Below are 22463 nucleotides of genomic sequence, written 5' to 3'. Positions count from 1 at the left end.
AAAGAAGGCTCCGAACATGAACGACTATGATGTCATCGTAATTGGAGGAGGGCAGGCAGGACTCGCTCTCGGCTATGCACTCAAGCGCAAAAATCGCCGTTTTGTCATCGTGGAGCAAAATCAACGGATCGGGGATAGTTGGCGGCAACGCTACGATTCGCTCGTGCTGTTTACTCCACGTAAATATAATCATTTACCTGGTCTCCCGTTTCCAGGGGAGCCGAATACACTCCCTAACAAGGATGATGCGGCAGACTACCTGGAATTGTACGCCAAACATTTTGAATTGCCTGTCATGTTGGGGGCGACTGTTACAGAGCTTAGCCAAGTCGGTTCCCGGTTCCAGGTACGGACACAAGACAGTCTGCTCTTTGCGAAACAAGTCGTCATTGCTACAGGGCCATTTCATACCCCCTATATCCCGGCTATCGCAAATGGCTTAGACCAGACGATGAATCAGCTGCATACATCTCAGTACAAGAATGAAAGCCAGCTCATCGACGGCCCGGTCCTTGTAGTTGGCAGCGGCAATTCCGGTGCACAAATTGCTGTTGAGCTTGCCGCTCATCGACCCGTTATTTTTTCACAAGGAGAATCACGTTCTTACTTGCCCCTCTTCATTTTTGGAAAACCTATATTTGATTACATGAAGACGATTGGGTTACTCGATGTTGCCCACTCCACCTGGCTGGGCAAGAAATTGAGTAACTCACCCGATCCGATATTCGGCTACAAAAAGCAGGTGCGTGAGCTCTCCCGTACTGGAGCACTACGTTTGGTTTCCAGAACAGTACAGATGAATGGTAACACGGTTTCTTTTGCAGATGGCAAGCAAGCAGCGGTCAATAACATCTTGTGGGCCACAGGTTTTCGACCTAACTACGATTGGTTACACCTTCCAGATGTGATTGATGCGAAGGGTCGCCCGATTCATCAGCGGGGTATAACAAAAGTAACTGGCCTCTACTTTCTCGGGCTGCCCTGGCAGTATACACGAGGATCAGCGCTCATGGGCGGTGTAGGTAATGACGCCCTCTATCTAGCAGAACATCTATAAATTTCCACTTCCTTAAGGAGGACACAATCATGGGCTTTCACAATCACGATCATGGTGATGGACACGATCACCATCACCATGGAAAAGGAGCCAGCAAACGAGCTCTACTCACTGCTTTCATCATCATTGCTGTTTTTTTAGTGGTAGAAACCATAGGGGGCTTCCTCACCAATAGCTTGGCATTGCTATCCGATGCTGGACATATGTTAAGCGATGCACTAGCACTTTTATTGAGCTTGATTGCTGTACATTTTGCAGCACGTCCCCCTTCTGCCAAGAGAACGTTCGGGATGAAGCGCTTTGAAATCTTGGCTGCACTGACCAATGGCGTCACACTCGTACTGATTTCCCTGTTCATTTTCTGGGAAGGATTCCAACGCATGTGGGATCCACCTGAGGTAGCCAGCGGCTCGATGATCATCATCGCCACTGTAGGGCTCTTCGCCAATATTGCTGCAGCCATGGTACTCATGCGTGGCGATACCAAAAATAACGTCAATGTACGCAGCGCATATCTTCATGTACTCGGCGATCTCCTCGGTTCTGTTGGTGCCATCCTAGGTGGTATACTGATGTGGGCATTTGGGTGGTATATTGCCGACCCGATCATCAGTATTGTCGTCGCCGTTCTGATTATGCTGAGCGCGTGGCGCGTAACTAAGGAATCCGTCAATATATTGCTGGAAGGAGCGCCTTCTCGGCTGGATACGACAAAAGTAGAGGAAAGACTCGGCCAGTTAGCAGGCGTTATCAAGGTGCATGATCTCCATATTTGGACAGTTACATCCGGCTTTGATTCCCTGACATGCCACCTCGTTGTCGAGGACGATTTGCCCAGCTACCCTGTGCTAAATGATGCTCTTGCCGTTTTGGAAAAGGAATTCGGCATTACACACGCCACGATCCAGATTGAGAACTCGTCTACTACGCATGGCGACTTACATTGCCAGGCAACAGCCGATTCACATTCGCACAGCCATGATCATGACCATGACCACGACCACAATCACGACCATGGGCATGATCACAAACAACATAGCCATTCCTAAAAAGAAAACCATCTCCCGACATTTCGAGAGATGGTTTTTGCTATCGGATTAGTCTTCCATGGTAGACAGATCGCCAGTCGGCAAGCCCAGCTCCCACGCTTTCAAGACGCGGCGCATGATTTTACCGGAGCGTGTTTTTGGCAGCTTGTCGCGGAATTCGATTTCACGAGGAGCAGCATGTGCAGCCAGTCCTTCTTTGACAAACTTGCGGATTTCGTCCATCAACGCCTCACTCGGCTCATAGCCCGCTCGCAGAGAAATGAACGCCTTGATAATTTCACCACGTACCGGATCTGGTTTGCCGATGACACCTGCTTCCGCTACTGCTGGATGCTCCACGAGCTTGCTCTCTACTTCAAATGGGCCAACGCGCTCACCAGATGTATTGATGACATCATCGATCCGCCCTTGGAACCAGAAGTAGCCTTCTTCATCCTTGTATGCAGAATCCCCGGATACATACCATCCTGGGATACTGAAGTATTCTTCGTATTTCGCTGGGTTATTCCAGATTTGTCGCATCATGGATGGCCAGCCTGTACGGATTGCCAGGTTCCCCATTCGATTCGGCGGCAGCTCATTTCCACGGTCGTCGATAATCGCTGCATAAATGCCAGGGAACGGCTTACCCATCGATCCCGGCTTGATTGCCATACAGCGATAGTTGGAAATCAGCTGAGCACCTGTTTCTGTCATCCACCAGTTGTCGTGAATGCGTTGATTAAACACGCGCATTCCCCAGTGAACGACTTCAGGATTGAGCGGTTCGCCAACACTCAGGACGTGACGCAGACTGGATAAGTCAAACTGCTTGACGAGTTCGTCCCCTGCTCCCATGAACATGCGGAACGTTGTCGGAGCACTGAACCAGATTGTCACTTTGTTTTTCTCAATGACTTTGTACCAGTCTTCGGGGGTGAAACGTCCACCACGTACGACAATAGTCGCTCCATTCAACCAAGGAGAAAAAATACCATATGAAGTACCCGTTACCCAGCCCGGGTCTGCCGTGCACCAATAAATATCATCCTCTTGCAAGTCGAGGATCCATTTCCCTGTCTGGTAATGCTGGACCATGGCGTTGTGAACATGCAAAACGCCCTTTGGTTTGCCCGTCGAGCCTGAGGTGTAGTGGAGGATCATTCCATCCTCACGATCCACCCATTCGATTTCCAGCTCGGAGGAGGCTTCTTCCATCACTTTTTCAAAGCTGATTTGTCCTTCTTTCAGCTCCTCTTCTGCTCCCACGACAATCACGTGTTTTAGTGCAGGCAGGTCATTTACAGGAATGCGTGGCAAGAGTGCAGGTGTAGTGACAATCGCGACTGCTTCGCTATTTTCCAGGCGATCACGCACAGCTGCTTCCATGAACGCTTCGAACAGTGGCCCTACGATTGCGCCAACCTTGATCGTCCCTAAAACGCTTACATAAAGCTCTGGAGATCGCGGCATAAACACAAAAACGCGGTCCCCTTTTACAATGCCCAAATCCCGCAACACATTTCCGAATTTATTGGATAGCTCACTTAATTGCGCAAAGGTATACGTTTCGTCTCTGGTCGCATTGCTGTACATCAAAGCGATTTTGTCTTTGCGATCAGTAGCGAGATGTCGATCAATGGCTTCATACACCATGTTCACTTTCCCGGTCTCGTACCAGGAGAACTGCTTCTCCACATCCGCCCAATCAAAATTCGCATATGCTTCGTCATAATTTTCCAGATTATAAGGGCCTTCCGTTGCCGGAATTTTCTCCACGTTCATGTCCTCACTCTCCCACTCTACATCATTTTACTCACTACGCAACATTCATAATATTTCTACATTTTTTGCGTAATTCCTCCTGCCAGAACCTACTTATTCGTTTTCGAAAATTTTCTTGTATAATGACGGTACTCTTATCGTAAAGGAGATGGCTGACCATGATGATCTGGCTTATTTTGCTTGGGGCTATCGCCTTGCTGCTTCTTCGAGCCTATCGCAATACCTTTGACGTTCAAATCATGGATGTATCCATTTCGATACAAGAATCTTTGCGCATTCAAAATCCTCATGATTTTGAGCCAGTTTCGATCTTGCATTTGTCTGATTTACACATGGAAAACTTGTCGGTACGACCCGAGCGCATTGTCGCTGATTTTTCGGAGCGTCAGGTGGACTTGATTGCGATTACAGGTGACTTGCTGGATCGCGAACGAAACATTCCGAAGGCTGTTTCTTTTGTGCAGTCCCTTATGCAATTGAAGCCAGCTCTAGGAACTTTTGTTGTGTTTGGCAACCATGATTACGTTCTATCGCCCCTCAAGCTCGCGCAGCTGAAATCAGAGCTGGAACGAATTGGCTGTCGCGTTCTCATCAACCAAAATGAAACGGTCTATCACAAGGGGCAACCGTTACATGTTATTGGTGTCGATGATTTCAGCACCCGCCATAGCAACCTGGACAAATCCTTTCTGGGTGTACCAGAAACCGGAGCTAGGCTCGTCTTAACCCATGATCCTAATATAGTTTTGCATATGAAAGAGTATGCTTACGATTATTTGCTGTCTGGACATTTTCACGGAGGACAGATTCATTGGCCACGACCTTTTCATCTCGCAACGATGGGCAAGCTGCCTAAGCTGAATATCGTAAAAGGATTGCACGAAATGGATGGGCGTCCCTTTTACATCAGTGAAGGTTTGGGGCAAACTGGGGTAAACATCCGATTGCGTTCCCGTCCAGAGATGACTTTGCATGTAATAGGAAACGAGGCCCAGCATAAGACACCATCGGCCGAGATCACCGCTCCAGCACCTGTCATTCAGGAAACAGCTGCCACGCTCGCGCTCGATTAAGGTATAATAGCCTTACTTTCGTGTCGAGATGGGGGTCACCTTGTGGAAAAATGGAAGAGAGATGTCGAGCACATCCGACAAGCGACAAATTTGCCTATTGTATATGTACAAGTCACGCAAGCAGAAGCTGCACAAGTCCAGCAGGATTGGGAACAAAAAGGCTGGGAGCTAGTTGCATTCCATTCGAGTACCAACGTGATGACACTCATTCTTATTGAAACTTCCACTTGGCATACTTCTGCCCGCGCGTTGTTGGATCTGATTTTTCCTCGAGTGGATGATCCGGCGACGCTCCCCCTTTCCCAACAGATTTCCGATTGGTTGCAGGGCATTGTCTCTGGTTCCCCTGTTGCAAGCCCAGCACAGCTGGAAGCAAAATGGCCGTGGAAAGAAGCACGCGTCTCCTTTTTATTAGAACGATGCAGACCGGATCGCACAGGTGGTTGGGACTCCTTGCAGCCCTTGTTGCATGATTTTTTTGAAGGAGCCCCCGATTTTTTATCAGTAAGTCATACGCATGCGCTTCTACTCGTCCCCGTCTCCATGCTTGATCATCAAAAAGCACCTTCAGAGCTTTTGGAATGGGCATCTGGCCTGCATGACCTGATCACTATGGAATGGATGGAGCCCGTTCGCATTATTGTCGGGACGCCAATTACGACTCCAGTCGCATTGGGTGATACTTTCTCCTGGCATTTATCCCTTGCCCGCGCACTCCAATATTATCGACCTCAAATGATGGTAGCTGGCGACTGGTCCTATCCACTGGAAAGATGGGCTGCTTCCCTGCCCAAAGAAATAGCAGCTGCGATCGCAAAGGAGCTATCCGCCGTCATTGCCGTTCCACACTTGACAGATGAACAGCTCGAAACGTTGGATACGTTGTTCGCCAGACAACTAAACGTAAGTGATACAGCGCGGCAGCTTTTTCTTCACCGAAATACGCTTTTGTATCGATTGGACAAGCTGACGGAACAAACCGGTTTGGACCCGCGATTGTTTCCCGATGCGGTTATGCTGCAGCTCTACCTTCTCTTTCGTCAAAATTAACAAAACATTTTGTATATGATGTCCGTATCCTTCTATCAATAGAATTGGTACCCTTACGATACAGTCAACCAAGAATATGCTCTCTTCACAAAATCGAGGAGGTGCCTTTTCCATGGCAAAGGTAAGTCTTTCCCACATTTATAAACGATATGGTAATAACGTGACAGCAGTAGACGATTTTCACCTGGAGATTCAAGATCGGGAATTCCTTGTTCTCGTCGGACCATCCGGTTGCGGTAAATCTACCACCCTTCGTATGATTGCGGGTCTGGAAGAAATTTCAGATGGTGATTTATACATAGGCGATCGCCGTGTCAACGATGTGGCTCCCAAAGATCGGGACATCGCCATGGTTTTCCAAAGCTACGCACTCTATCCGCATATGAATGTATACGAAAACATGGCATTCGGTCTGAAACTGCGCAAATTCTCCAAATCCGATATCGATAAACGGATACAAGACGCAGCACGAATTCTCGATATTTCCCATTTGCTAGACCGCAAGCCAAAAGCCCTGTCAGGGGGCCAAAGACAGCGTGTCGCATTGGGGCGTGCGATCGTCCGTGAGCCGCAAGTATTTTTGATGGATGAACCATTGTCCAACCTCGATGCCAAGCTGCGTGTACAAATGCGCACGGAAATTTTGAAGCTGCATCAACGCTTGAATACAACCATCATTTATGTAACGCACGATCAAACAGAAGCCATGACAATGGGCGACCGGATCGTTGTCATGAAGGACGGTCTTATTCAACAGGTGGCAACTCCTACAGAAATTTACAACCATCCAGTCAATCTGTTTGTAGCGAGCTTCATTGGTTCACCTGCAATGAACTTTGTCAAAGGGAATCTTTCTGAGAAAGACGGAGCACTCTTTTTCGATGCGCAAGATATTCATGTGCGTTTCCCTGAAGACAAAGCGAAGACTTTACGGGAAAAAGGTTATGTAAATAAGCCGGTTATTTTTGGAATTCGTCCTGAGGACATTTATAGTGACGCCTCATTTATGGAAGCAAATCCGTTTGAGAGCGCTCTGGAGGCAGAAATTGAAGTCGTGGAAAATATGGGCTCCGAGCTGTACGTCTATTTCCACAATATCGGGGATACACAGATGGTTGCACGCGTTGATTCCCGCGAGGCACTCAAGCCAAAAATGAAGGTAAAACTTGCTATGGATCTTGCAAAATGTCATGTATTTGACAGCGAGGCAGAAGTAGCGGTATTCTAATAGCGCAATGAGAAGGAGTGTCCACATCCGGCATTCCTTTTTCTATTTTTTTGCACAAAATGGAGTACAGATCACACCTAGAGAGATAGCGTGGAGAGGAGCGGAACAAAAATGGCGTATCAAATCGTCTTTTTTGACATTGACGGAACCTTACTGAACACCGATCACTTGATTCCACAAACAACTGTTGACGCCGTAGAAAAACTAAAACAAAACGGAGTCCACGTCGCGATCGCAACAGGACGATCTCCTTATCATTTGAGGCCAATCGCTGAGCAGCTGGGTATTGACACATTCGTAGGCTTTAACGGGTCGTACGTAATGAGCGGCGGGAAGATTATCCATCATACACCGATTGATACGGGCACTTTGGCAAAGCTTGAGCATATGGCAGAGGGACATTCTCATCCGATGGTATTTTTGAGTGCGGACAGCTGTTATGCAAATGCCAGTGATCACCCGCATATTATCGAGTCTTTTGATTCGTTACGACTGGAAGCTCCGGCGTATCGCCATCGTTACTGGGAGGAAACGCCGATTTATCAAGCTTTTCTCTATTGTGGCGCAGAAGAATCGATGTATACAGGGGAATTCCGAGACGTCTCCTACATTCGTTGGCACCCGCACTGTATGGATATTTTGCCCCCTAACGGCTCGAAGGCGAAAGGGATTGAAGCTGTATTAAAGCATATGGGACTAACACCTGCGGATGCCGTTGCGTTTGGAGACGGATTGAATGACAAAGAAATGCTCTCCTTTGTAGGCATGGGTGTAGCTATGGGCAATGCGCATGAAGATCTGAAGCCATTCGCCAACATGATTACTCGCCACGTTAACGATAGTGGCATCCAACACGGCTTAGAGAAGCTCGGTTTAATCTAGTCCCTCTAAAATGTAAGCTATTTCCTTCATAATCACTCTCTCCATGTGCACGCTATAGACAACAGCACTGGAGGGAGTGAGTTTTTTTGCGCGTCTGGCCTATCGTCGCCGCCATTGCCTTGGTCGGTCTCGTAGTTGTTCCGTATCGGATGAATCAAAATGCAGAGCAAGAAATGCGCGAACCTCATCCCCGCGTGACCTCTGTTCAAGCGAGAATTCCACGGATCAACTACATTGAACAAGTGAAAGACATTCGTCGTGATTTGGAGAAAAAAAGCCATATTCAAACGCTTCGTCATAACCAGCGTGACCGCAGTCATTATGTAGAAAATGAAGTTGTTGTACGTTTTTCTCCCCGTCCACCGCAAGAGAAAATTGATAAGCTCGTTGCCTCTTTGGATGCCAAGATCAAACGTGATTTTGACAAGTTTCTCATTATCAAATCAAAGAGCATGACTACCAAGCAGCTCATGAAGAAACTGGCTGAGCATCCTGACTCCGTCTATGCTGAGCCGAATTATCTCCTGCTCCCGAATGTGAAGCCGAACGATACTTACTATAATGAGTACCAGTGGAATCTTTCTCTGATCGGCATGGAACAAAGCTGGGACGTCAGCGAAGGCAGCAGCGATGTCATTGTCGCTGTCGTCGATACAGGGGTCGACATGAGCCATCCAGAATTCGCTGGCAAGCTCGTTAAAGGCTACAACGTCCTGGATGGCAGTAATAAGCCGCAGGACGATAACGGCCACGGAACCCACGTGTCCGGGGTCATTGCCGCGAAAACGAACAACGCAGATGGAATAGCCGGGATATCTTGGAATAGTAAGCTCATGCCGATCAAAGCGATTGGCGCAGATGGTTCAGGCTCAGCTGTGGACATTGCACAAGGCATTTATTGGGCGACGGATAACGGAGCAGATGTCATCAACTTGAGTGTGGGTAACTACACCTCCTCCGCGGCGCTTAAAGAAGCTTGCCGTTATGCCTTTGATAAAAATGTCGTTTTGGTCGCAGCTTCTGGAAACGATGCGAGTGATCAGCCTAGCTATCCTGCTGCGTATGAAGAGGTCATTGCTGTTGCCGCTGTCGATCACCGCAAAGAACGCGCCGATTTTTCCAATTTTGGTGATTATGTCGATGTATCAGCTCCCGGAGTGGATATCCCGAGCACTTACATTTATAGCGATTATGCCTCGCTATCCGGTACTTCGATGGCGTGTCCTCATGTCGCTGCATTAGCTTCGCTCGTCCGTTCCATCCATCCCGATATGAACACGCGGGACGTGATGAATCTCATCAGGCAATCTGCCACTGATCTCGGTGCTCCCGGCCATGACAAGTTGTACGGCTACGGCATGATCAATGTGAATCAAACACTTCGCCAAGCTCAACCGGCCAAGCCGGCCCAAACGGAACAACCACAACCGACAAGAACAGTGGGCGGCTTGATCAATAAATTCTTCCAACGCTTACGGTTTGGCGGTCAATAGACCAAACGAAAAAAAAGCGTACGAGCTTATCATTCGTACGCTTTTTTTATATAAACCTGTAGCAGGAGGTCGACGTTCTGTTCACGAACCTCTGTTTATCGCTTGCTAGCTGGCATGGGACCACTCCCCCACTTCCTTGTTCTTCGGTGCGCAATCTGGTAACGAGCTCTTTTTCGAAAAATTGGGCTACACCAAATCGATGCAATCCTATCACAAACGCAAACCGAGAAAAGGGGCGAGACAATAAGAAAAAAGGTGGTCCATTCCACCTTTTTCTGTTTGACGTATTCTATTGATGCAGGAAGGCAAATTATGCCCGTGCTTTTTCTTGTTCCATACGCTTTTTCGCGATATAGTCTGTTTCGTAATATTGCAGATCATTACGCATCGGCTCGAACACTCTGGACAAGGACAAGGTCAATTGCTGCAGTTCAGGGACAACCTGCTTGCGGAAAATGATACAATCCTGACCAGTATAGGCCAATCGCCCATCTTCCTCGTAAACCTCACCTTTGGGATAGTAGAAGTTATTAATACAGGTATGGTACACCTGATACAATACTTCCTCGGCAAACTCCTCATGAAATCGCGCGCGACGGAGGGATACTCCCAGCCTTTCGTATGCATTTTCGCAGTAGACCAAAAGGTGTCGCAAGTCGGAAAGATAATGACGGTAATACGTTTCAAATTCTTCCGGATCACCTGACGCGGATACAAGACCAGATAAGGTAACCTGATTCAAAAAACGCTCCACTTCCATGCTTACCCTTTTCAACTTGGTGTACGTCTCCTCGCACAATTGCTTTAGATGAGTCGCTGACATAAAGTCCCCCTAGTGTTGAAGAATCTGCCTTTTTTATAATAAGTATAAAGGAAAGATTATTTATTACACAAGGGTAATTTTTATACGATGAGATAGCTTTAGAAGATGATATAGAGGATCGTATAAACAAAAATAAGGCTACGCCATAACTCTGACGCAGCCAAGTTTCTACATGAAATTGCAATTTATACTGCCGTTTGCTCTCTAACTTTTCCCTTAATTTTCCTTATCTGTAACAAATAAATGATATAGGCTGCGAACAATCCGATGAGCGTCATGAAACCGAGAACGACAAAGTCTTGTGTCACAGATGACAGCCCATGTCCCTTCGTCAAAATCTCTCTGACACCGTCCAAGAAATAGGTCAGCGGCAATGATTTTGCAATCGCAACAATCCCCGTTGGCATCGACATGAGTGGCCATGTATAACCGGATAGCATGAACGAAGGTACCGCAATCATCATACCGATCTGTGTGGCTTGAAGCTGACTGTTAGAAATAAAGGAAATCGCGTATCCAATCGCCAACACCGCCAAGTTAAACACAGAAGCCAATAACATCAGGTCGAAGGTGCTTCCGTTATACGGGATAGCAAAAACTTTTAACATCAGCGTAAACGCTATGAACATGTTGAGTGTTCCTGCCAGGAAGTACGGCAACAGTTTGCTCGCGGTTATCGCAAAGAAGCTATGGCGAGATAATGTATCCCTCCAGGTTCCCGCTTCTTTTTGTTGGGCAACTGACAAGACAATTCCGAGGAACAACACCTGCTGGAGTACAGTACCTGCGAGTCCGAACACCATAAAGGACATATAGCTGAAGGCCGGGTTATACAGCACTCTGTATCGATAATCGATACCGGTAAACATGTTTTTCCCTTCTTCTCCCCAACCACCAAGTGCTTCCATCTTTTTCAGAGTGGTTCCCGCCGAAACCGATTTAATTGCTGTACTCGCTGCGCGAACGGCTGTATTCGAAATCATGATGTTACTACCGTCAATGACCGTCAGTACCTGTGCCTCTCGTCCAGCCTTTACATCCTTTTCTAAGCCAGCAGGTATGATCAGGGCGATATTTGCTTCGCCCTTATCTACTATTTTCATTGCTTCTTCTTCTGTTCCTACGATGGACGTGATCCGAAATGTATGATCAACCTCAAAAGCCCGGTAGAGCTCACGACTCAGCTCCGTTTGGTCCGCATCCACCATTACTGTAGGAATCTCCATCACCTTTTTCTCGCTGTACAGAAATCCGAACATCGTCAAATAAATGAGTGGAACGATGAAGAGAATATTACGGATCGTTTTGTTAGCAAAAAGATTTTTCCATTCACTCCAAAACAGGTGAGAAAAATTATTCACCATTACCAGCTCCTTCAAGCTGCCACTCAACCGTCAGGCCTGGACGCAGTTCCGGATCAGACACGAGCAGCTTCACTTGGAAGGATCGAATGTCACGATCTCCGAGTTCCTGTGTCGCTTTTTTCACAGCGAAGTCAGCAGCAGGAGCTACCGTAACCACTTTCGCATCCACTTCTTTATTCAGAGCAGGGACGAACAATTTCACATTGTCTCCTGTTTTCACATTTGCGAGAACATATTCATTCACATAAAATTTCACGTAGTTGTCTGCCTTAGTTTGAATCGTCAAAACGGTGAAGCCTTGCGAAACCAGCTCTCCTTTTTGAACCGCAACCGATTTGACAATGCCGTCCACTGGAGCTGTCAGCTTGGTATTGTTCACGTAGGCTTCCACTTCCGCCAATGCACCTTTTGCTTGCAGGACGTTTGCCTCTGCGGATTTAACATCCAGCTCCTTCAAGCCTACTTGACCTCTTCCTGCTACTGCTTGGTTATAAGCCGCTTTTGCTTGGTCCAGCTGTGCTTGAGCAGCATCGATCTGCTCCTTGCGAGATCCAGTTTGAGCCATTTTCAACTGTTCTTCTGCAGCCTTCAGTTCTGCCTGAGCTTTATCGGCTTGCATTTGCGCCTCTTCCACTTTCACTTGTGGAACGGCACCTTCCGCCATCAGATTTTTCATGCGTTCCAGGTTCGTTGCCGCAATTTGATTGGCGGTTTGCGCTGCTTGCAGTTTTGCTTTAAGCTGTGTAATTTCTTCTGAACGCGCTCCATTTTTGTTCGCGTCAAGCTGAGCTTGAGCTGAGCTGACTGCTGCTTTCGCTTGATCCACTTGCGCATTGCTGGAATTATCGGTCACTGATACTCCTTTTTTCGCCTGATCAAGCTTTACGAGGGAGAGCTTGTAAGCAGCCTCTGCCTGTTCTTTCTTCGCAAGAAGCTCCTCACTGTTAAGAGTAGCAACAACCTGCCCAGCTTTTACTTCGTCTCCTTCTTTTAACGCAAGCTGTTCGATTGACCCGCCCATTTTAAAAGAGAGGTCTACTTCTGTTCCTTCGATGACACCTGCTAATTTCGTTGTATTTTGGCCACCCATGCTACTTACATTCGAACCAAACAGTACAGTTCCTAGTACTGCAATGCTGACTACAAAGCTACCTACGCCTATCCATGCACGTTTGTTCATCTGTCTTCTCCTCTTGTTTACGTATCTCTAGATTTAATTTGTTTGAAACATTCCTGAGAGCATATAACGCAGTGTCTGTTTATCTGTCGCACTGTTTACTGGCTCTTTGCGAAACTGTTTGCGAAGCACAGTAAAGCCAACCATACCAAACAACGCGGATGCGAGTGTGCGAATTTCTATATCTGCCCGGATATAGCCTTGCTGCTGCAGTTCCAACATGTGTGTCTCCATCGTATGGAAATAGCCACCTAACAGATTGCCAACCATTCTGTCGCGCTGTCCATCTCCTGAGAATGCACTCAGCAATAGGAAACACAAGTCCTGATTTTCGGAAAAGAAGCGAAGATGCTCATCCAGCACATTCAGAATGCGATCCTCCAAGGAAAGCTCTTCATTTTGCATGACACTATCTACATGGTAAATCAGCATCTTCACGCCTTTTTCTATCACGTACAAAAACAGCTCTTCCTTTGTGGAAAAGTGATAATACAGTGTTCCTTTTGCTACCTGCGCCATTTCCGCGATTGCATCCATCGTTGTTTCGCTATATCCCAATTGGGCAAATGCGGTTAGGGCTCCATTCGCAATTTGATCTTTTTTTGATGGTGCCATCACTCCTGTCCCCCTTTTAATTTTTTTGAACTGACTGGTCAGTATAAAAATTATATTACTGATCCTTCCTAGTTTTGTCAAGCGAGCATTGCTTTAATTAAAAAAAGATCGCATTGTGTGCGATCTTTTATTTCTCCATGATTCTAAAATATGTTTCTGTGGTTGCAGGCATTGGTGCAACACCAAGATGATCCCTCAGCTTTGCAACACATTTTTCGTACCAGCGGATGGCCTGTGTCCGATTATTTTGTTGATAATAGGCAGTCATCAGTAAACGGTAGGACTCCTCCCAGCAATCGTCTACCCGCAAGATTGCCTCACACCAGCGAATTGTTTTTTCCAATTTACCATCCTCTAGCATGATCTTGGCCAAACGCTCTGCTCCGCGCAGAAACAGCGCCTGCATTCTCTCCCTTTCTTCTACACACCAATCCTCATAGCGGCATTCCGGCAAGTAATCACCCAAGTAGTACGCTAGACCTTTTTCCAAAAGTGTCGCACCCTGACGTCTGTCTGGTTCAGCCAACCCCAGCGTCACGAGCTTCTCGAACTCCTCTACGTCCATATGATAGCCGGAAGCCAGATTGAAACCATAAGAGCTGCCGTGGCGTTGAATGAAAAAGGTATCCGTTCTTGCAGCACGATCTGGCTCTAACGCTTTATTCAATGCATTCAGCGATACTTTAAAATCGCGGATCGCCGCCTCCTCGATACTGTCTGGCCAGAGTCGGTTCATGATTTCTTCCCGCGCTAATAAATGATGTCGCTTCGTCAATAAAAGCTGAAATAACAGCTTGGCTGTCCCACGCTGCCATGCCTTTTCGCTCAGCTCCCGCTCTCCCAGCCACACGCGAAATGTGCCCAGCGTCTGAATGCGAAGGGTATATCCAGGATGGAACGTTACGTTCTGCAGGCCCAAATCATTTAATAGCTGGGAGACATAATCCGGCGATACCTTTCGGCGCTCTGCCTCAATCAAAATCGGCATTAGCTGCTGCACATCATGCGGCGTCAGCAAGGTAGGACGCTGCAGAAGGAAGTGGTATTCCCCAGACTGCATCAGCGACAGCGCCTGTGTCACCGCAGGAACGAACAATTCCCATTGCTTTTTACGGTAGGCCAAAAAGCTAAGCCACAATTGGCAAATCACGACATTGTAGCTGTCGCCGCAGTGGCTGAGCCTGTCGGCACAATCGATAAAGGTAGCCCACGCTTCTTCTTCTTTTCCGTACTTGGCGTAAGCAATCCCGATGGCCATGCGTACCAGACTGCCTAACCAGTCGTCGCGCATCGCCTCCGTTTCCTGAATGCCCCTGTTGCCATACAGCAGGGCTTGGTCGAGTGCCTTTTCTCTTGCGTACAGCAACGTCAGTCCGAGAAGCGTTTCTGACTTTCCGCGTGTCGACTGGAGTTCCTCCATGATCTGCAATCCTTTTTCGTAAAGCTGACGAATCTCATCAGTCGGCAATGCTTGACTGATCAGCGCAGCATGGGCTTTTCGGACGTAGCCATTCGCCTCTACAAAAGGGGAATGCGCAGCGCGCCCCAATTGAATGGCTGTTTCCGCAGATTCCCACCCCCGCTCCCATTCACCATTCAATGCATACGCAAAAGAGAGCAGCAACGAGGTTTCCCGATACGATCTGGTAAGTGGAGGATGCTTCATCTGCTCTACCTGCCACTTGCTCTCTAAAAGCTGAATGGAGGACTGTAGGCGGCCAGTCCGAAATAACAGACGTGATTCCAGCTCCACCTCCGTCTGCTGCTCCAGCTCTTGACTGCGCCCATACCATGCTGCTGCCTGTTTGGCATCCCCACGATTCGTATAAATTTCTGCTAGCAGACGGTATAGTCGCGGGGCCATTTCACTCTCTTGCTCGGACGGAGGAAGAAGTTGAATCGCCTTCTTAAGCAGCTCTTCTGCTCGGACGCCCTGTACACTGTCCAAATGGACGCGTGCTTGTCCCTCCAACCCACGGCATAATCCCATTTGGTCTTGTTTTTGTTCACATTGTTTTAAAAATTGCTCATAGGATAAAAATGCCTTCGCATAAAGACAGCGGTAACGCTCCACCTCTCCTTGGTAAAACCATAACCAATGCTGTTCGTTCTTGATATTCTCAGGTAACAGCGTCATCCATTCATATAAAAAGTCCAGCTTCCCTGCTTGCAATAGTCGTTCAGATGCTTGGCACAACCATTCACCCAGTACATCCCATTGTTCAAAGAGACGCAGACGCCAAAAAGCCTGGGCCTCGTCTCCTTTTCGTCTATACCAACCGGCAGCCTTTTGATTCACTTGTACATACGTCTCTTGATTCACAGCTAGCTTGCTCGACAAGAGACGTTGGAATAGTGGATGAAAGGAATAGACACCAGTATGGACGTGAAGAAAAAGATTGCAGCGCTGTGCTTCCCGTAGCTTTTCGATACACGCTTCCCCGAGGGTCTGTTTGCAATCCTCCAGATCGAATTGCTCGAGAACCGCAGCCTCGATCAAGAACTGCTGCATGTCTGTATCTAGCTTTGTCCAGACCTCTACCTCCAGCAAATGCAGCAATCGCGACAGCTCACGCAAACTATCGGACACCGTCTGGCCCCTCGTTACCATTTCACCAATAGAACGAAGTGCCATCACCCAGCCTCGTGTAACCTCTTCCACGCGACCCCAATCCTCTTTAGATAACGCTATGTCGTATTGATCGGAATAAAATGCTTCACTCTCCTCAAGCGTGAAGGCAAGATCATTTGTCGTTAGTTCCAAACATTCTCCTCTTGCTGATAATAGCTCGAGATTGGACCATGTCGGTCGTGAGCGCGTCAATATAACCAGCTTGACCTTTTGTGGGAGTACCTCCACTACCTGTTGAATAAATCGATCGACGGCGCTGTTAGCTTCAATCCGTTGGTAATGGTCCAAAACAATCAGATGCTCTGCTTGGAGCTGTACACATGCCCCGATGAACCAGTCGACCAGTACCTGATTATCTATGGATGGTACGGGATTCTGCTCCTTGAGGTGTAGTAGCTGCTCTCGCAAATGCTGTCCAAAACCAGATTGAATCTGACGAACACTTTCCACTAGACAGATGACAAACGCAAAAAGATCATCGTCTCCATCATGGATGGTATACCAGGATGCTGTGAGTGCTTCATCATGTATAAATGTAGCCAGAGACGTCGTTTTGCCATAGCCTGTACCTGCATGAATGAGACAAAGCTGCGTATATTGCAAGAGTCTCAGCTTTTTTGCCAATGCAGGCCGCCGCAAGACATACGGTTTCTGCCCTGGAGGAGTTATTTTGGAAATAGGAATGTGGAATGGAATCATGAAATGTGCACTCCTTGCCGTTCTCCTGTTGACCGTTTCTTTGACTATTTCCCCATTTCTAACTATTCTCCTGCCATTTGACCTTCAATCGCCAAAAAGCCCACCCGGGAAGTCCAGGTGGTGCTTTTTCAGTCGACCAAGTTAATGCCTTTGACCGTATATCCGATGTCATTTAACAAGACTTGGAATTCTTCATCGCTGATATGCTCTCCGTTCGAAATACGCAAATGGATATCTGCAACCCGATCATAAATGGCTCGATTCGTAGACACATATAAAATGTTGAAGCGTGTTTCGGCCTGCAAACGTGTTCTCATCCGGTCCACGACACGTTTTTGCAGCGCATCCGGGTGTCCATTATCGACTCGCACAATTTTCCCAGGTGTATAAGGGATAGAAGGTCGCGGATTTACTTCGTCAGGCTTTGGCGTGTCGGTCGGCAATACACCTACAATCAAGTTATCTTTGTAGGCTAACACTTTGATATCGACTATGCCCGGCAGATTTTCGGCATGTCCTTCCAAGTGTGTCACGAGTTGTGGCTCTCGCTGATGAACCATCTTTTGGCTGATCATCGCTGCCGGTCCTTTGTCCCTACCGGCGTTGTCATTCTTGAAGTTAATGCCAAGCGCATCAAACTTGGCCTGACTACCGTTCTTATCTTCGGTGCCCTGTTCTTTGTTAGGCGAACACCCTGTCATTAAACTGGCAAACAGGAGCACAGCCATGATACCCCCACACATTCGTCTCACAACAAAAACACCTCCTTGCACTTAGTGTGATGTGCAGGAGGTGTTCTTACTCAGGAAGTAGCTTCCTTAATTTGACTTATCGAAGTCGCCTTCAAACGTATCTTTTTTGCCATCTTTTTCAGCATTCAGTGTGTAATTTCTGACTCCATCATTTGATTCTGTATAAAACTCAAAAGTCCCCTCTGCTGTAATCTCAACTTCGTACGTTTTGTCCTCCATTGAGACGGTAACCTCTGTACCCGGTTCTACTTTACCGGTAATTCGATACAGCCCCAAATTCCCTAATCGAAAGATTTTACCCTCAACACTTTCCTTATCAATAATTGCTGCCTGCTCTGGCTTCTTCTCGCCCGTAGTTGGTTTCGCTGGGTCTTTTGGCTTTTCCTGTTGACCCACTTGATTTGCGTTGACCTTATCCGCAATCAAAACGGTTTGTGTATTCCCATCCCAACCTACTTCGTAGTTCAAGGCCTCTGCAATAAAACGAACAGGGACAACGGTACGCTTGTTCACGATTTGTGCAGGCACGTCCAAGTTGATAGTCTGTCCATTTTTCTTGGCGATTTTTTGGGTGACAACGAGTCTGATGTTATCTTTCCCTTTGTTGATGGTCACCGTACGGGTTTCTTCATTCCATTGCACTTCAAAGCCAAGGCTTTCTGCAATTGGTCGAATCGGTACTAGCGTACGTCCCTGGCTGATAATAGGTGCTTGGTCAGGAAACGCAATTTGTTTTTTATTGTACTCAACTTTAACAGCAGTCTGCGCAGCTTTCGGTGCAGTTACAGGTGCAGGTGCTGCCGCTGCAGAAAATGCTGCCATTGGTACTAAGGCGATTGCTAGTAACAATGAGGTTACTTTTTTTAGCAAAACGTTCACTCCATTTCCAAAAAGGTTTACACGATTCTTAATCTACTATAGGTTGGAGGCTGTTTCAAGAATTTCCTGCAACATCCATTTCAAAAGATCGTTCTTTCCTATGTAACTCTCCTCCTTCAAGATACTTTTTCCTCCTCCTTTTGGCCTAATTTCAAATTGTTACAAAAATGCAACCATCTTGCTTTCCAAAACCGTTACAATAGACAAGAAGCGACAGCATTATATCTTGAAAGAGGCAATGTGCAATGAACAAATTTCTTCCTTTCCTCATCCTGGCACTAATCTTAACCTTAATTCCTCCAGTAGGAAGCTCCGCGAACACAACCGCCATCCAATTAGGAAGTGAGGTACTGTTCAATCAGTTCCACCATCTCATTGAAGGAAAACAAGTGGGACTGATTACGAATCAAACAGGGCTGAACAGTCAGAGAGTCAGCACAATCGACATGTTACGACGTGATCGTTCCGTCAATTTAACGGCTCTATATGCACCTGAACACGGCCTAGACGGCAAAACCGAAGCAGGTAAACAAGTAACGAGCTTCATTCATCCCGTCTACGCTATACCGGTATACGGCTTGTCTGGATCGACTCGCAAGCCAACACCAGAGATGCTCAAAGACATCGATATACTCCTCGTAGATTTGCAAGATATCGGATCGCGAACCTACACCTACATATCTACTTTGCATTACGCCATGACAGCTGCAAAGGAACAAGGAAAAGAAGTCATAATACTGGATCGACCGAATCCTCTCGGAGGAAAGATTGTAGAGGGTCCTGTATTGGAGATGCCTTACCGCTCTTTCATTGGTATTGATGCCCTCCCGATGGCACATGGAATGACCATAGGAGAGCTGGCGCTATTTTTCAACCGTACCATCGGCGCAGATCTTACTGTCATTCCGATGCAAGGATACACAAGAAGCATGATTTATCAAGAGACCAATTTAGCCTGGATTCAGAGTTCTCCCCACATCCCGAATCTGACCTCTGTATTCGGATATATGGCAACTGGCTTGGGTGAAGGTACACCCATCCGCCAAGGTGATAATTTCACCTGGATCGGAGCAGAAGGCTTAGATTCTCATAAGTACGCCGATATGTTAAATGGAAGCATGTTGCCTGGTGTTATTTTTATTCCGGAGAGCAAGGGAACAGCAGGCGGCGTACGACTTCAAATCTACGATCCAAAACTGTTTAACCCAGCTAAAACAGGTATTTACGCGTTGGCTTATGCCCGACAGCTACAGCCTTTCCCTGTACCGAAAAGCACGAGCAAACAAATCGTCATGTTTGACAAGGTAATGGGTACCAACAAAATCGGTTTGCTTCTCGAACAAGGCAAATCCCCTCAGGAAATCGTTTCTTCCTATGCGGCTGATCTAAAGAAATTTGAAGAGCTACGTCAAAAATACTTAATTTACGGTGACGAACCATTTATACCGATGCAGCCCGTTGAGCAGAAGCAACCCAAACCTTCCAAGCCAGTGACGCCACCAGCCGGGAAGCCAAATACGCCTAAGCCGCCACAGCCTGAGAACAATGGAGAGACCACTCAACCGAAGAGTCCTGAACCACCTAAACAGCCTACTCCTAAGACTCCTGTGTCTTCCGAGAAGATCGCTTATTTAACCTTTGACGATGGACCTTCGCCCGTGACTCCACGCGTTTTGGATACGTTGAAAGAGCATCAGGTCAAAGCCACCTTCTTTATTGTCGGCCGTGAGGTACCTGGTCATGAGGCCATTCTCAAAAGGATCGTAGCTGAGGGACATGCGCTGGGAGGACATTCGTATTCCCATAATTATCAGCTTGTTTACAAGAACGTGGATGCCTTTTTTGCAGACTTGGAAAAAGGCAGTCAAATGATTGAAAAAGCAACAGGAGTGAAGCCGACTGTGTTCCGTTATCCCGGAGGCAGCACCAATACTGTCAGCTTGAAGTATCAAGATCCCAAACATTATAACAAGCAAAATACCGTGATGAATGCCATCAAGACAGAAGCAAAAGAACGCGGCTACACGTTCATCGACTGGAATGTAACGAACGGCGATGCAAGAAGCAACAAGTATACAGCCGCACAAACTGTTGCGAATATTAAGCAGCAGGTAAAGTCACAAAAAGAAATTGTCGTCTTAATGCATGATTCGAGTACCAAGTCACCAACAGCTGAAGCGCTACCTGAAATCATTACCCACTTGAAAGAAAAAGGATATCGTTTCGATGTTATTCATGCCGATCATCCAACAGTTTCCAACGTAAAATAATCACAGAAGGAAAAGCCCGCTTCGTCAAAGAGCGGGCTTTTCTATACAAGACTTGGACAATCAATTAAGTAGTCAATGTTTCGTAACGGATGCGCAGCTCTCTTTTCAATATTTTTCCGCTAGGGTTTCTTGGGAGATTATCCGTAATCACGACATATTTAGGTGCCTTGAATGAGGAGAGATGATCTTTGCAAAAAGCAAGAACCTCGTCGGAAGTCAGCGTCTCTCCTGCTTTCGGTACGATAACAGCCGTCACAGCTTCGATCCAGTATGGATGGGGAACCCCAATTACAGCGATCTCTGATACTTTTGGATGCTGATAAATCAGCTCCTCCACTTCCCTGCTTGCTACATTCTCTCCTCCCGATTTAATCATGTCCTTTTTGCGATCAACCACCGTAATATATCCTTCGTCGTCCATGATGCCCAAATCACCACTGTGAAACCACCCTCCATGAAAGGCTGCCTGTGTCTTTTCCTCGTCACGGAAATAGCCGAGCATCGCATGGCTGGTCCTGTGCACAATTTCACCAACGCTTCCACGAGGAACTTCATTGCCTTCATCATCAATGATTTTTGTTTCCACATTTAACGCAGGCTTACCTGCGGAACCTGCTTTTCGTATTTGATCCTTTGGTTGTAAAACTGTGGCCAATGGCGCCACTTCCGTCTGCCCGTAAAAGTTGTAAAACTGTGCATTGGGGAGGCGTTGTCCGAGTTCTTTTAAAACTTCTACCGGCATGATCGCTGCACCGTAGTAGCATTTTTGCAGAGAACTCAAATTACGTGAGGCAAAGTCAGGAGAACGAAGCAATGCGATCCACACTGTCGGTGGGCAAAACAGCTGGGTAGCCTTGTAGGTCTCTACGGTTTGAAGCATTAACGCAGGGGTTGCCAGTTCTAAAATAATCCCGCTTCCCCCAAGGTACACGTACGGCCCCAGGAAGCAATGGAGCTGCGCACTATGGAACAAGGGCAGCGCGTGAACAGCCACATCATCTGACGACATCCCGCCCTCGATAATCGTACTGACATACTCGGAAATGATACTCTTATGAGTGAGCATGACACCCTTTGGTTTTGATTCCGTACCGCTGGTATACAAAATATGTACAACGTCTTCGTCCACAATGTCTACGTCAGGCTCATCGTCGTCTGCCGCTTCAATCAGAGCGCGAAAAGGAACCCATTCCCCTTCTTGCTTCGCTGGTTTGGAAATGAGTGAAAGAAGCTTGGGTGAAATGCCTGCCAGCTCGAGCCCTTCTTGTGCGAGCTGCTGGAATTCCGGAGCTGCGAAGCAAGCGCTCACTTCAGAATGCCCCAAAATATAAGCGACATCCTCCTTATTCAACATGAAGTTGATCGGAACCATGATGACTCCGGCCTTTGCTAGTCCAAAGTTCAGAATCGCAAAATCCATGGAGTTGCGAGATAATACTGCTACCCGCTCCCCTTTCTTCAAACCTTTTGAAATGAGGGTATGAGCTGCCTTGTTTGCGAGTTGATCAAGCTGCGTGTAGGTCAATACTTCTTCCTCAAAGTACAGGGCAGGCTTATCTGGATTTCGCCCACGACTTCTTCGCAAAATATCGCCAAGTGTATTTCTCCGAACTCTTTGCGCTTCGAGCATGCAGATTCCCCCATCATTTATAGTCT

Annotated in this window: 17 protein-coding genes; 8 read left to right on the top strand and 9 right to left on the bottom strand. The window is 47.2% G+C overall.

All coding sequences use genetic code 11. The features are described from left to right. Window positions 1-16: 16 nt before the first annotated feature. Both AB1L17_RS03895 and AB1L17_RS03890 read left to right on the top strand, forming a co-directional pair. On the top strand, window positions 17-1057 hold the full coding sequence (locus AB1L17_RS03895; protein ID WP_412843325.1) for a flavin-containing monooxygenase: 1041 nt from the start codon (window positions 17-19) through the stop codon (window positions 1055-1057). A gap of 29 nt (window positions 1058-1086) precedes the next feature. Continuing rightward, complete coding sequence (locus tag AB1L17_RS03890) at window positions 1087-2106, top strand: cation diffusion facilitator family transporter (RefSeq protein WP_412843324.1); 1020 nt, start codon at window positions 1087-1089, stop codon at window positions 2104-2106. Between the two features lie 48 nt (window positions 2107-2154). On the opposite strand, the gene acsA is transcribed toward AB1L17_RS03890, so the two are convergent. Continuing rightward, window positions 2155-3870 (bottom strand): acetate--CoA ligase, encoded by a 1716-nt coding sequence (gene acsA / locus AB1L17_RS03885; RefSeq protein ID WP_412843323.1) that lies wholly within the window; start codon window positions 3868-3870, stop codon window positions 2155-2157. Between the two features lie 161 nt (window positions 3871-4031). Between acsA and AB1L17_RS03880 the strand changes: the two genes are divergently transcribed. The 5 genes from AB1L17_RS03880 (at window position 4032) to AB1L17_RS03860 (ending at window position 9596) form a co-directional block, all read left to right on the top strand. After that, entirely contained in the window at window positions 4032-4943 is a 912-nt protein-coding gene (locus tag AB1L17_RS03880; RefSeq protein WP_412843619.1) for a metallophosphoesterase, read from the top strand. A gap of 42 nt (window positions 4944-4985) precedes the next feature. After that, window positions 4986-5993, top strand: coding sequence for a PucR family transcriptional regulator (locus tag AB1L17_RS03875; protein ID WP_412843322.1), 1008 nt, complete (start codon window positions 4986-4988; stop codon window positions 5991-5993). A 112-nt stretch (window positions 5994-6105) separates the two neighbouring features. Then, window positions 6106-7221, top strand: a complete 1116-nt coding sequence (locus AB1L17_RS03870; RefSeq protein ID WP_412843321.1) for an ABC transporter ATP-binding protein — start codon at window positions 6106-6108, stop codon at window positions 7219-7221. 111 nt (window positions 7222-7332) lie between these two features. Further along, complete coding sequence (locus tag AB1L17_RS03865) at window positions 7333-8103, top strand: Cof-type HAD-IIB family hydrolase (protein WP_412843320.1); 771 nt, start codon at window positions 7333-7335, stop codon at window positions 8101-8103. An 86-nt stretch (window positions 8104-8189) separates the two neighbouring features. Next, entirely contained in the window at window positions 8190-9596 is a 1407-nt protein-coding gene (locus tag AB1L17_RS03860; RefSeq protein ID WP_412843319.1) for a S8 family peptidase, read from the top strand. Between the two features lie 310 nt (window positions 9597-9906). On the opposite strand, the gene AB1L17_RS03855 is transcribed toward AB1L17_RS03860, so the two are convergent. The 7 genes from AB1L17_RS03855 to AB1L17_RS03825 all read right to left on the bottom strand — a co-directional run bounded on the left by AB1L17_RS03855 (window position 9907) and on the right by AB1L17_RS03825 (window position 18537). Then, complete coding sequence (locus AB1L17_RS03855; RefSeq protein WP_412843318.1) at window positions 9907-10419, bottom strand: DUF3907 family protein; 513 nt, start codon at window positions 10417-10419, stop codon at window positions 9907-9909. Between the two features lie 185 nt (window positions 10420-10604). Next, a complete protein-coding gene (locus tag AB1L17_RS03850; protein WP_412843317.1) occupies window positions 10605-11783 on the bottom strand; it encodes an ABC transporter permease in 1179 nt (392 codons plus the stop codon). After that, window positions 11773-12963 carry an HlyD family secretion protein gene (locus AB1L17_RS03845; protein WP_412843316.1) on the bottom strand — a complete coding sequence of 397 codons (1191 nt, stop codon included), beginning with the start codon at window positions 12961-12963 and terminating at the stop codon, window positions 11773-11775. The genes AB1L17_RS03850 and AB1L17_RS03845 overlap by 11 nt, the downstream gene beginning before the upstream one ends. Window positions 12964-12996: 33 nt before the next feature. Then, a complete protein-coding gene (locus AB1L17_RS03840) occupies window positions 12997-13575 on the bottom strand; it encodes a TetR/AcrR family transcriptional regulator (protein ID WP_412843315.1) in 579 nt (192 codons plus the stop codon). A gap of 127 nt (window positions 13576-13702) precedes the next feature. Then, window positions 13703-16906 carry an AfsR/SARP family transcriptional regulator gene (locus tag AB1L17_RS03835; protein WP_412843314.1) on the bottom strand — a complete coding sequence of 1068 codons (3204 nt, stop codon included), beginning with the start codon at window positions 16904-16906 and terminating at the stop codon, window positions 13703-13705. A 128-nt stretch (window positions 16907-17034) separates the two neighbouring features. Continuing rightward, complete coding sequence (locus tag AB1L17_RS03830; RefSeq protein WP_412843618.1) at window positions 17035-17649, bottom strand: sporulation protein; 615 nt, start codon at window positions 17647-17649, stop codon at window positions 17035-17037. Between the two features lie 75 nt (window positions 17650-17724). Further along, a complete protein-coding gene (locus tag AB1L17_RS03825) occupies window positions 17725-18537 on the bottom strand; it encodes a copper amine oxidase N-terminal domain-containing protein (protein WP_412843313.1) in 813 nt (270 codons plus the stop codon). 245 nt (window positions 18538-18782) lie between these two features. Here AB1L17_RS03825 and AB1L17_RS03820 point away from each other — a divergent pair, with 245 nt between their 5' ends. Continuing rightward, window positions 18783-20807 (top strand): exo-beta-N-acetylmuramidase NamZ domain-containing protein, encoded by a 2025-nt coding sequence (locus AB1L17_RS03820; RefSeq protein WP_412843312.1) that lies wholly within the window; start codon window positions 18783-18785, stop codon window positions 20805-20807. A gap of 64 nt (window positions 20808-20871) precedes the next feature. Here AB1L17_RS03820 and AB1L17_RS03815 read toward each other — a convergent pair whose 3' ends face one another. Then, a complete protein-coding gene (locus AB1L17_RS03815; RefSeq protein WP_412843311.1) occupies window positions 20872-22437 on the bottom strand; it encodes an acyl-CoA synthetase in 1566 nt (521 codons plus the stop codon). Window positions 22438-22463 lie beyond the last annotated feature (26 nt).

The organism is Brevibacillus jepli (assembly GCF_047229145.1).
Lineage (GTDB): Bacteria > Bacillota > Bacilli > Brevibacillales > Brevibacillaceae > Brevibacillus.
The sequence above is the reverse complement of the archived record's forward strand: the minus strand, read 5'-3'. Positions and strand labels throughout refer to the sequence as shown.

What these genes read in the sequence shown, in the direction of transcription:
- AB1L17_RS03895 (WP_412843325.1), top strand. Translation starts at nt 17, where the DNA reads ATGAACGACTATGATGTCATCGTAATTGGAGGAGGGCAGGCAGGACTC.
- AB1L17_RS03890 (WP_412843324.1), top strand. Translation starts at nt 1,087, where the DNA reads ATGGGCTTTCACAATCACGATCATGGTGATGGACACGATCACCATCAC.
- acsA (WP_412843323.1), bottom strand. Translation starts at nt 3,870, where the DNA reads ATGAACGTGGAGAAAATTCCGGCAACGGAAGGCCCTTATAATCTGGAA.
- AB1L17_RS03880 (WP_412843619.1), top strand. Translation starts at nt 4,032, where the DNA reads ATGATCTGGCTTATTTTGCTTGGGGCTATCGCCTTGCTGCTTCTTCGA.
- AB1L17_RS03870 (WP_412843321.1), top strand. Translation starts at nt 6,106, where the DNA reads ATGGCAAAGGTAAGTCTTTCCCACATTTATAAACGATATGGTAATAAC.
- AB1L17_RS03865 (WP_412843320.1), top strand. Translation starts at nt 7,333, where the DNA reads ATGGCGTATCAAATCGTCTTTTTTGACATTGACGGAACCTTACTGAAC.
- AB1L17_RS03855 (WP_412843318.1), bottom strand. Translation starts at nt 10,419, where the DNA reads ATGTCAGCGACTCATCTAAAGCAATTGTGCGAGGAGACGTACACCAAG.
- AB1L17_RS03850 (WP_412843317.1), bottom strand. Translation starts at nt 11,783, where the DNA reads ATGGTGAATAATTTTTCTCACCTGTTTTGGAGTGAATGGAAAAATCTT.
- AB1L17_RS03845 (WP_412843316.1), bottom strand. Translation starts at nt 12,963, where the DNA reads ATGAACAAACGTGCATGGATAGGCGTAGGTAGCTTTGTAGTCAGCATT.
- AB1L17_RS03840 (WP_412843315.1), bottom strand. Translation starts at nt 13,575, where the DNA reads ATGGCACCATCAAAAAAAGATCAAATTGCGAATGGAGCCCTAACCGCA.
- AB1L17_RS03835 (WP_412843314.1), bottom strand. Translation starts at nt 16,906, where the DNA reads ATGATTCCATTCCACATTCCTATTTCCAAAATAACTCCTCCAGGGCAG.
- AB1L17_RS03830 (WP_412843618.1), bottom strand. Translation starts at nt 17,649, where the DNA reads ATGTGTGGGGGTATCATGGCTGTGCTCCTGTTTGCCAGTTTAATGACA.
- AB1L17_RS03820 (WP_412843312.1), top strand. Translation starts at nt 18,783, where the DNA reads ATGAACAAATTTCTTCCTTTCCTCATCCTGGCACTAATCTTAACCTTA.
- AB1L17_RS03815 (WP_412843311.1), bottom strand. Translation starts at nt 22,437, where the DNA reads ATGCTCGAAGCGCAAAGAGTTCGGAGAAATACACTTGGCGATATTTTG.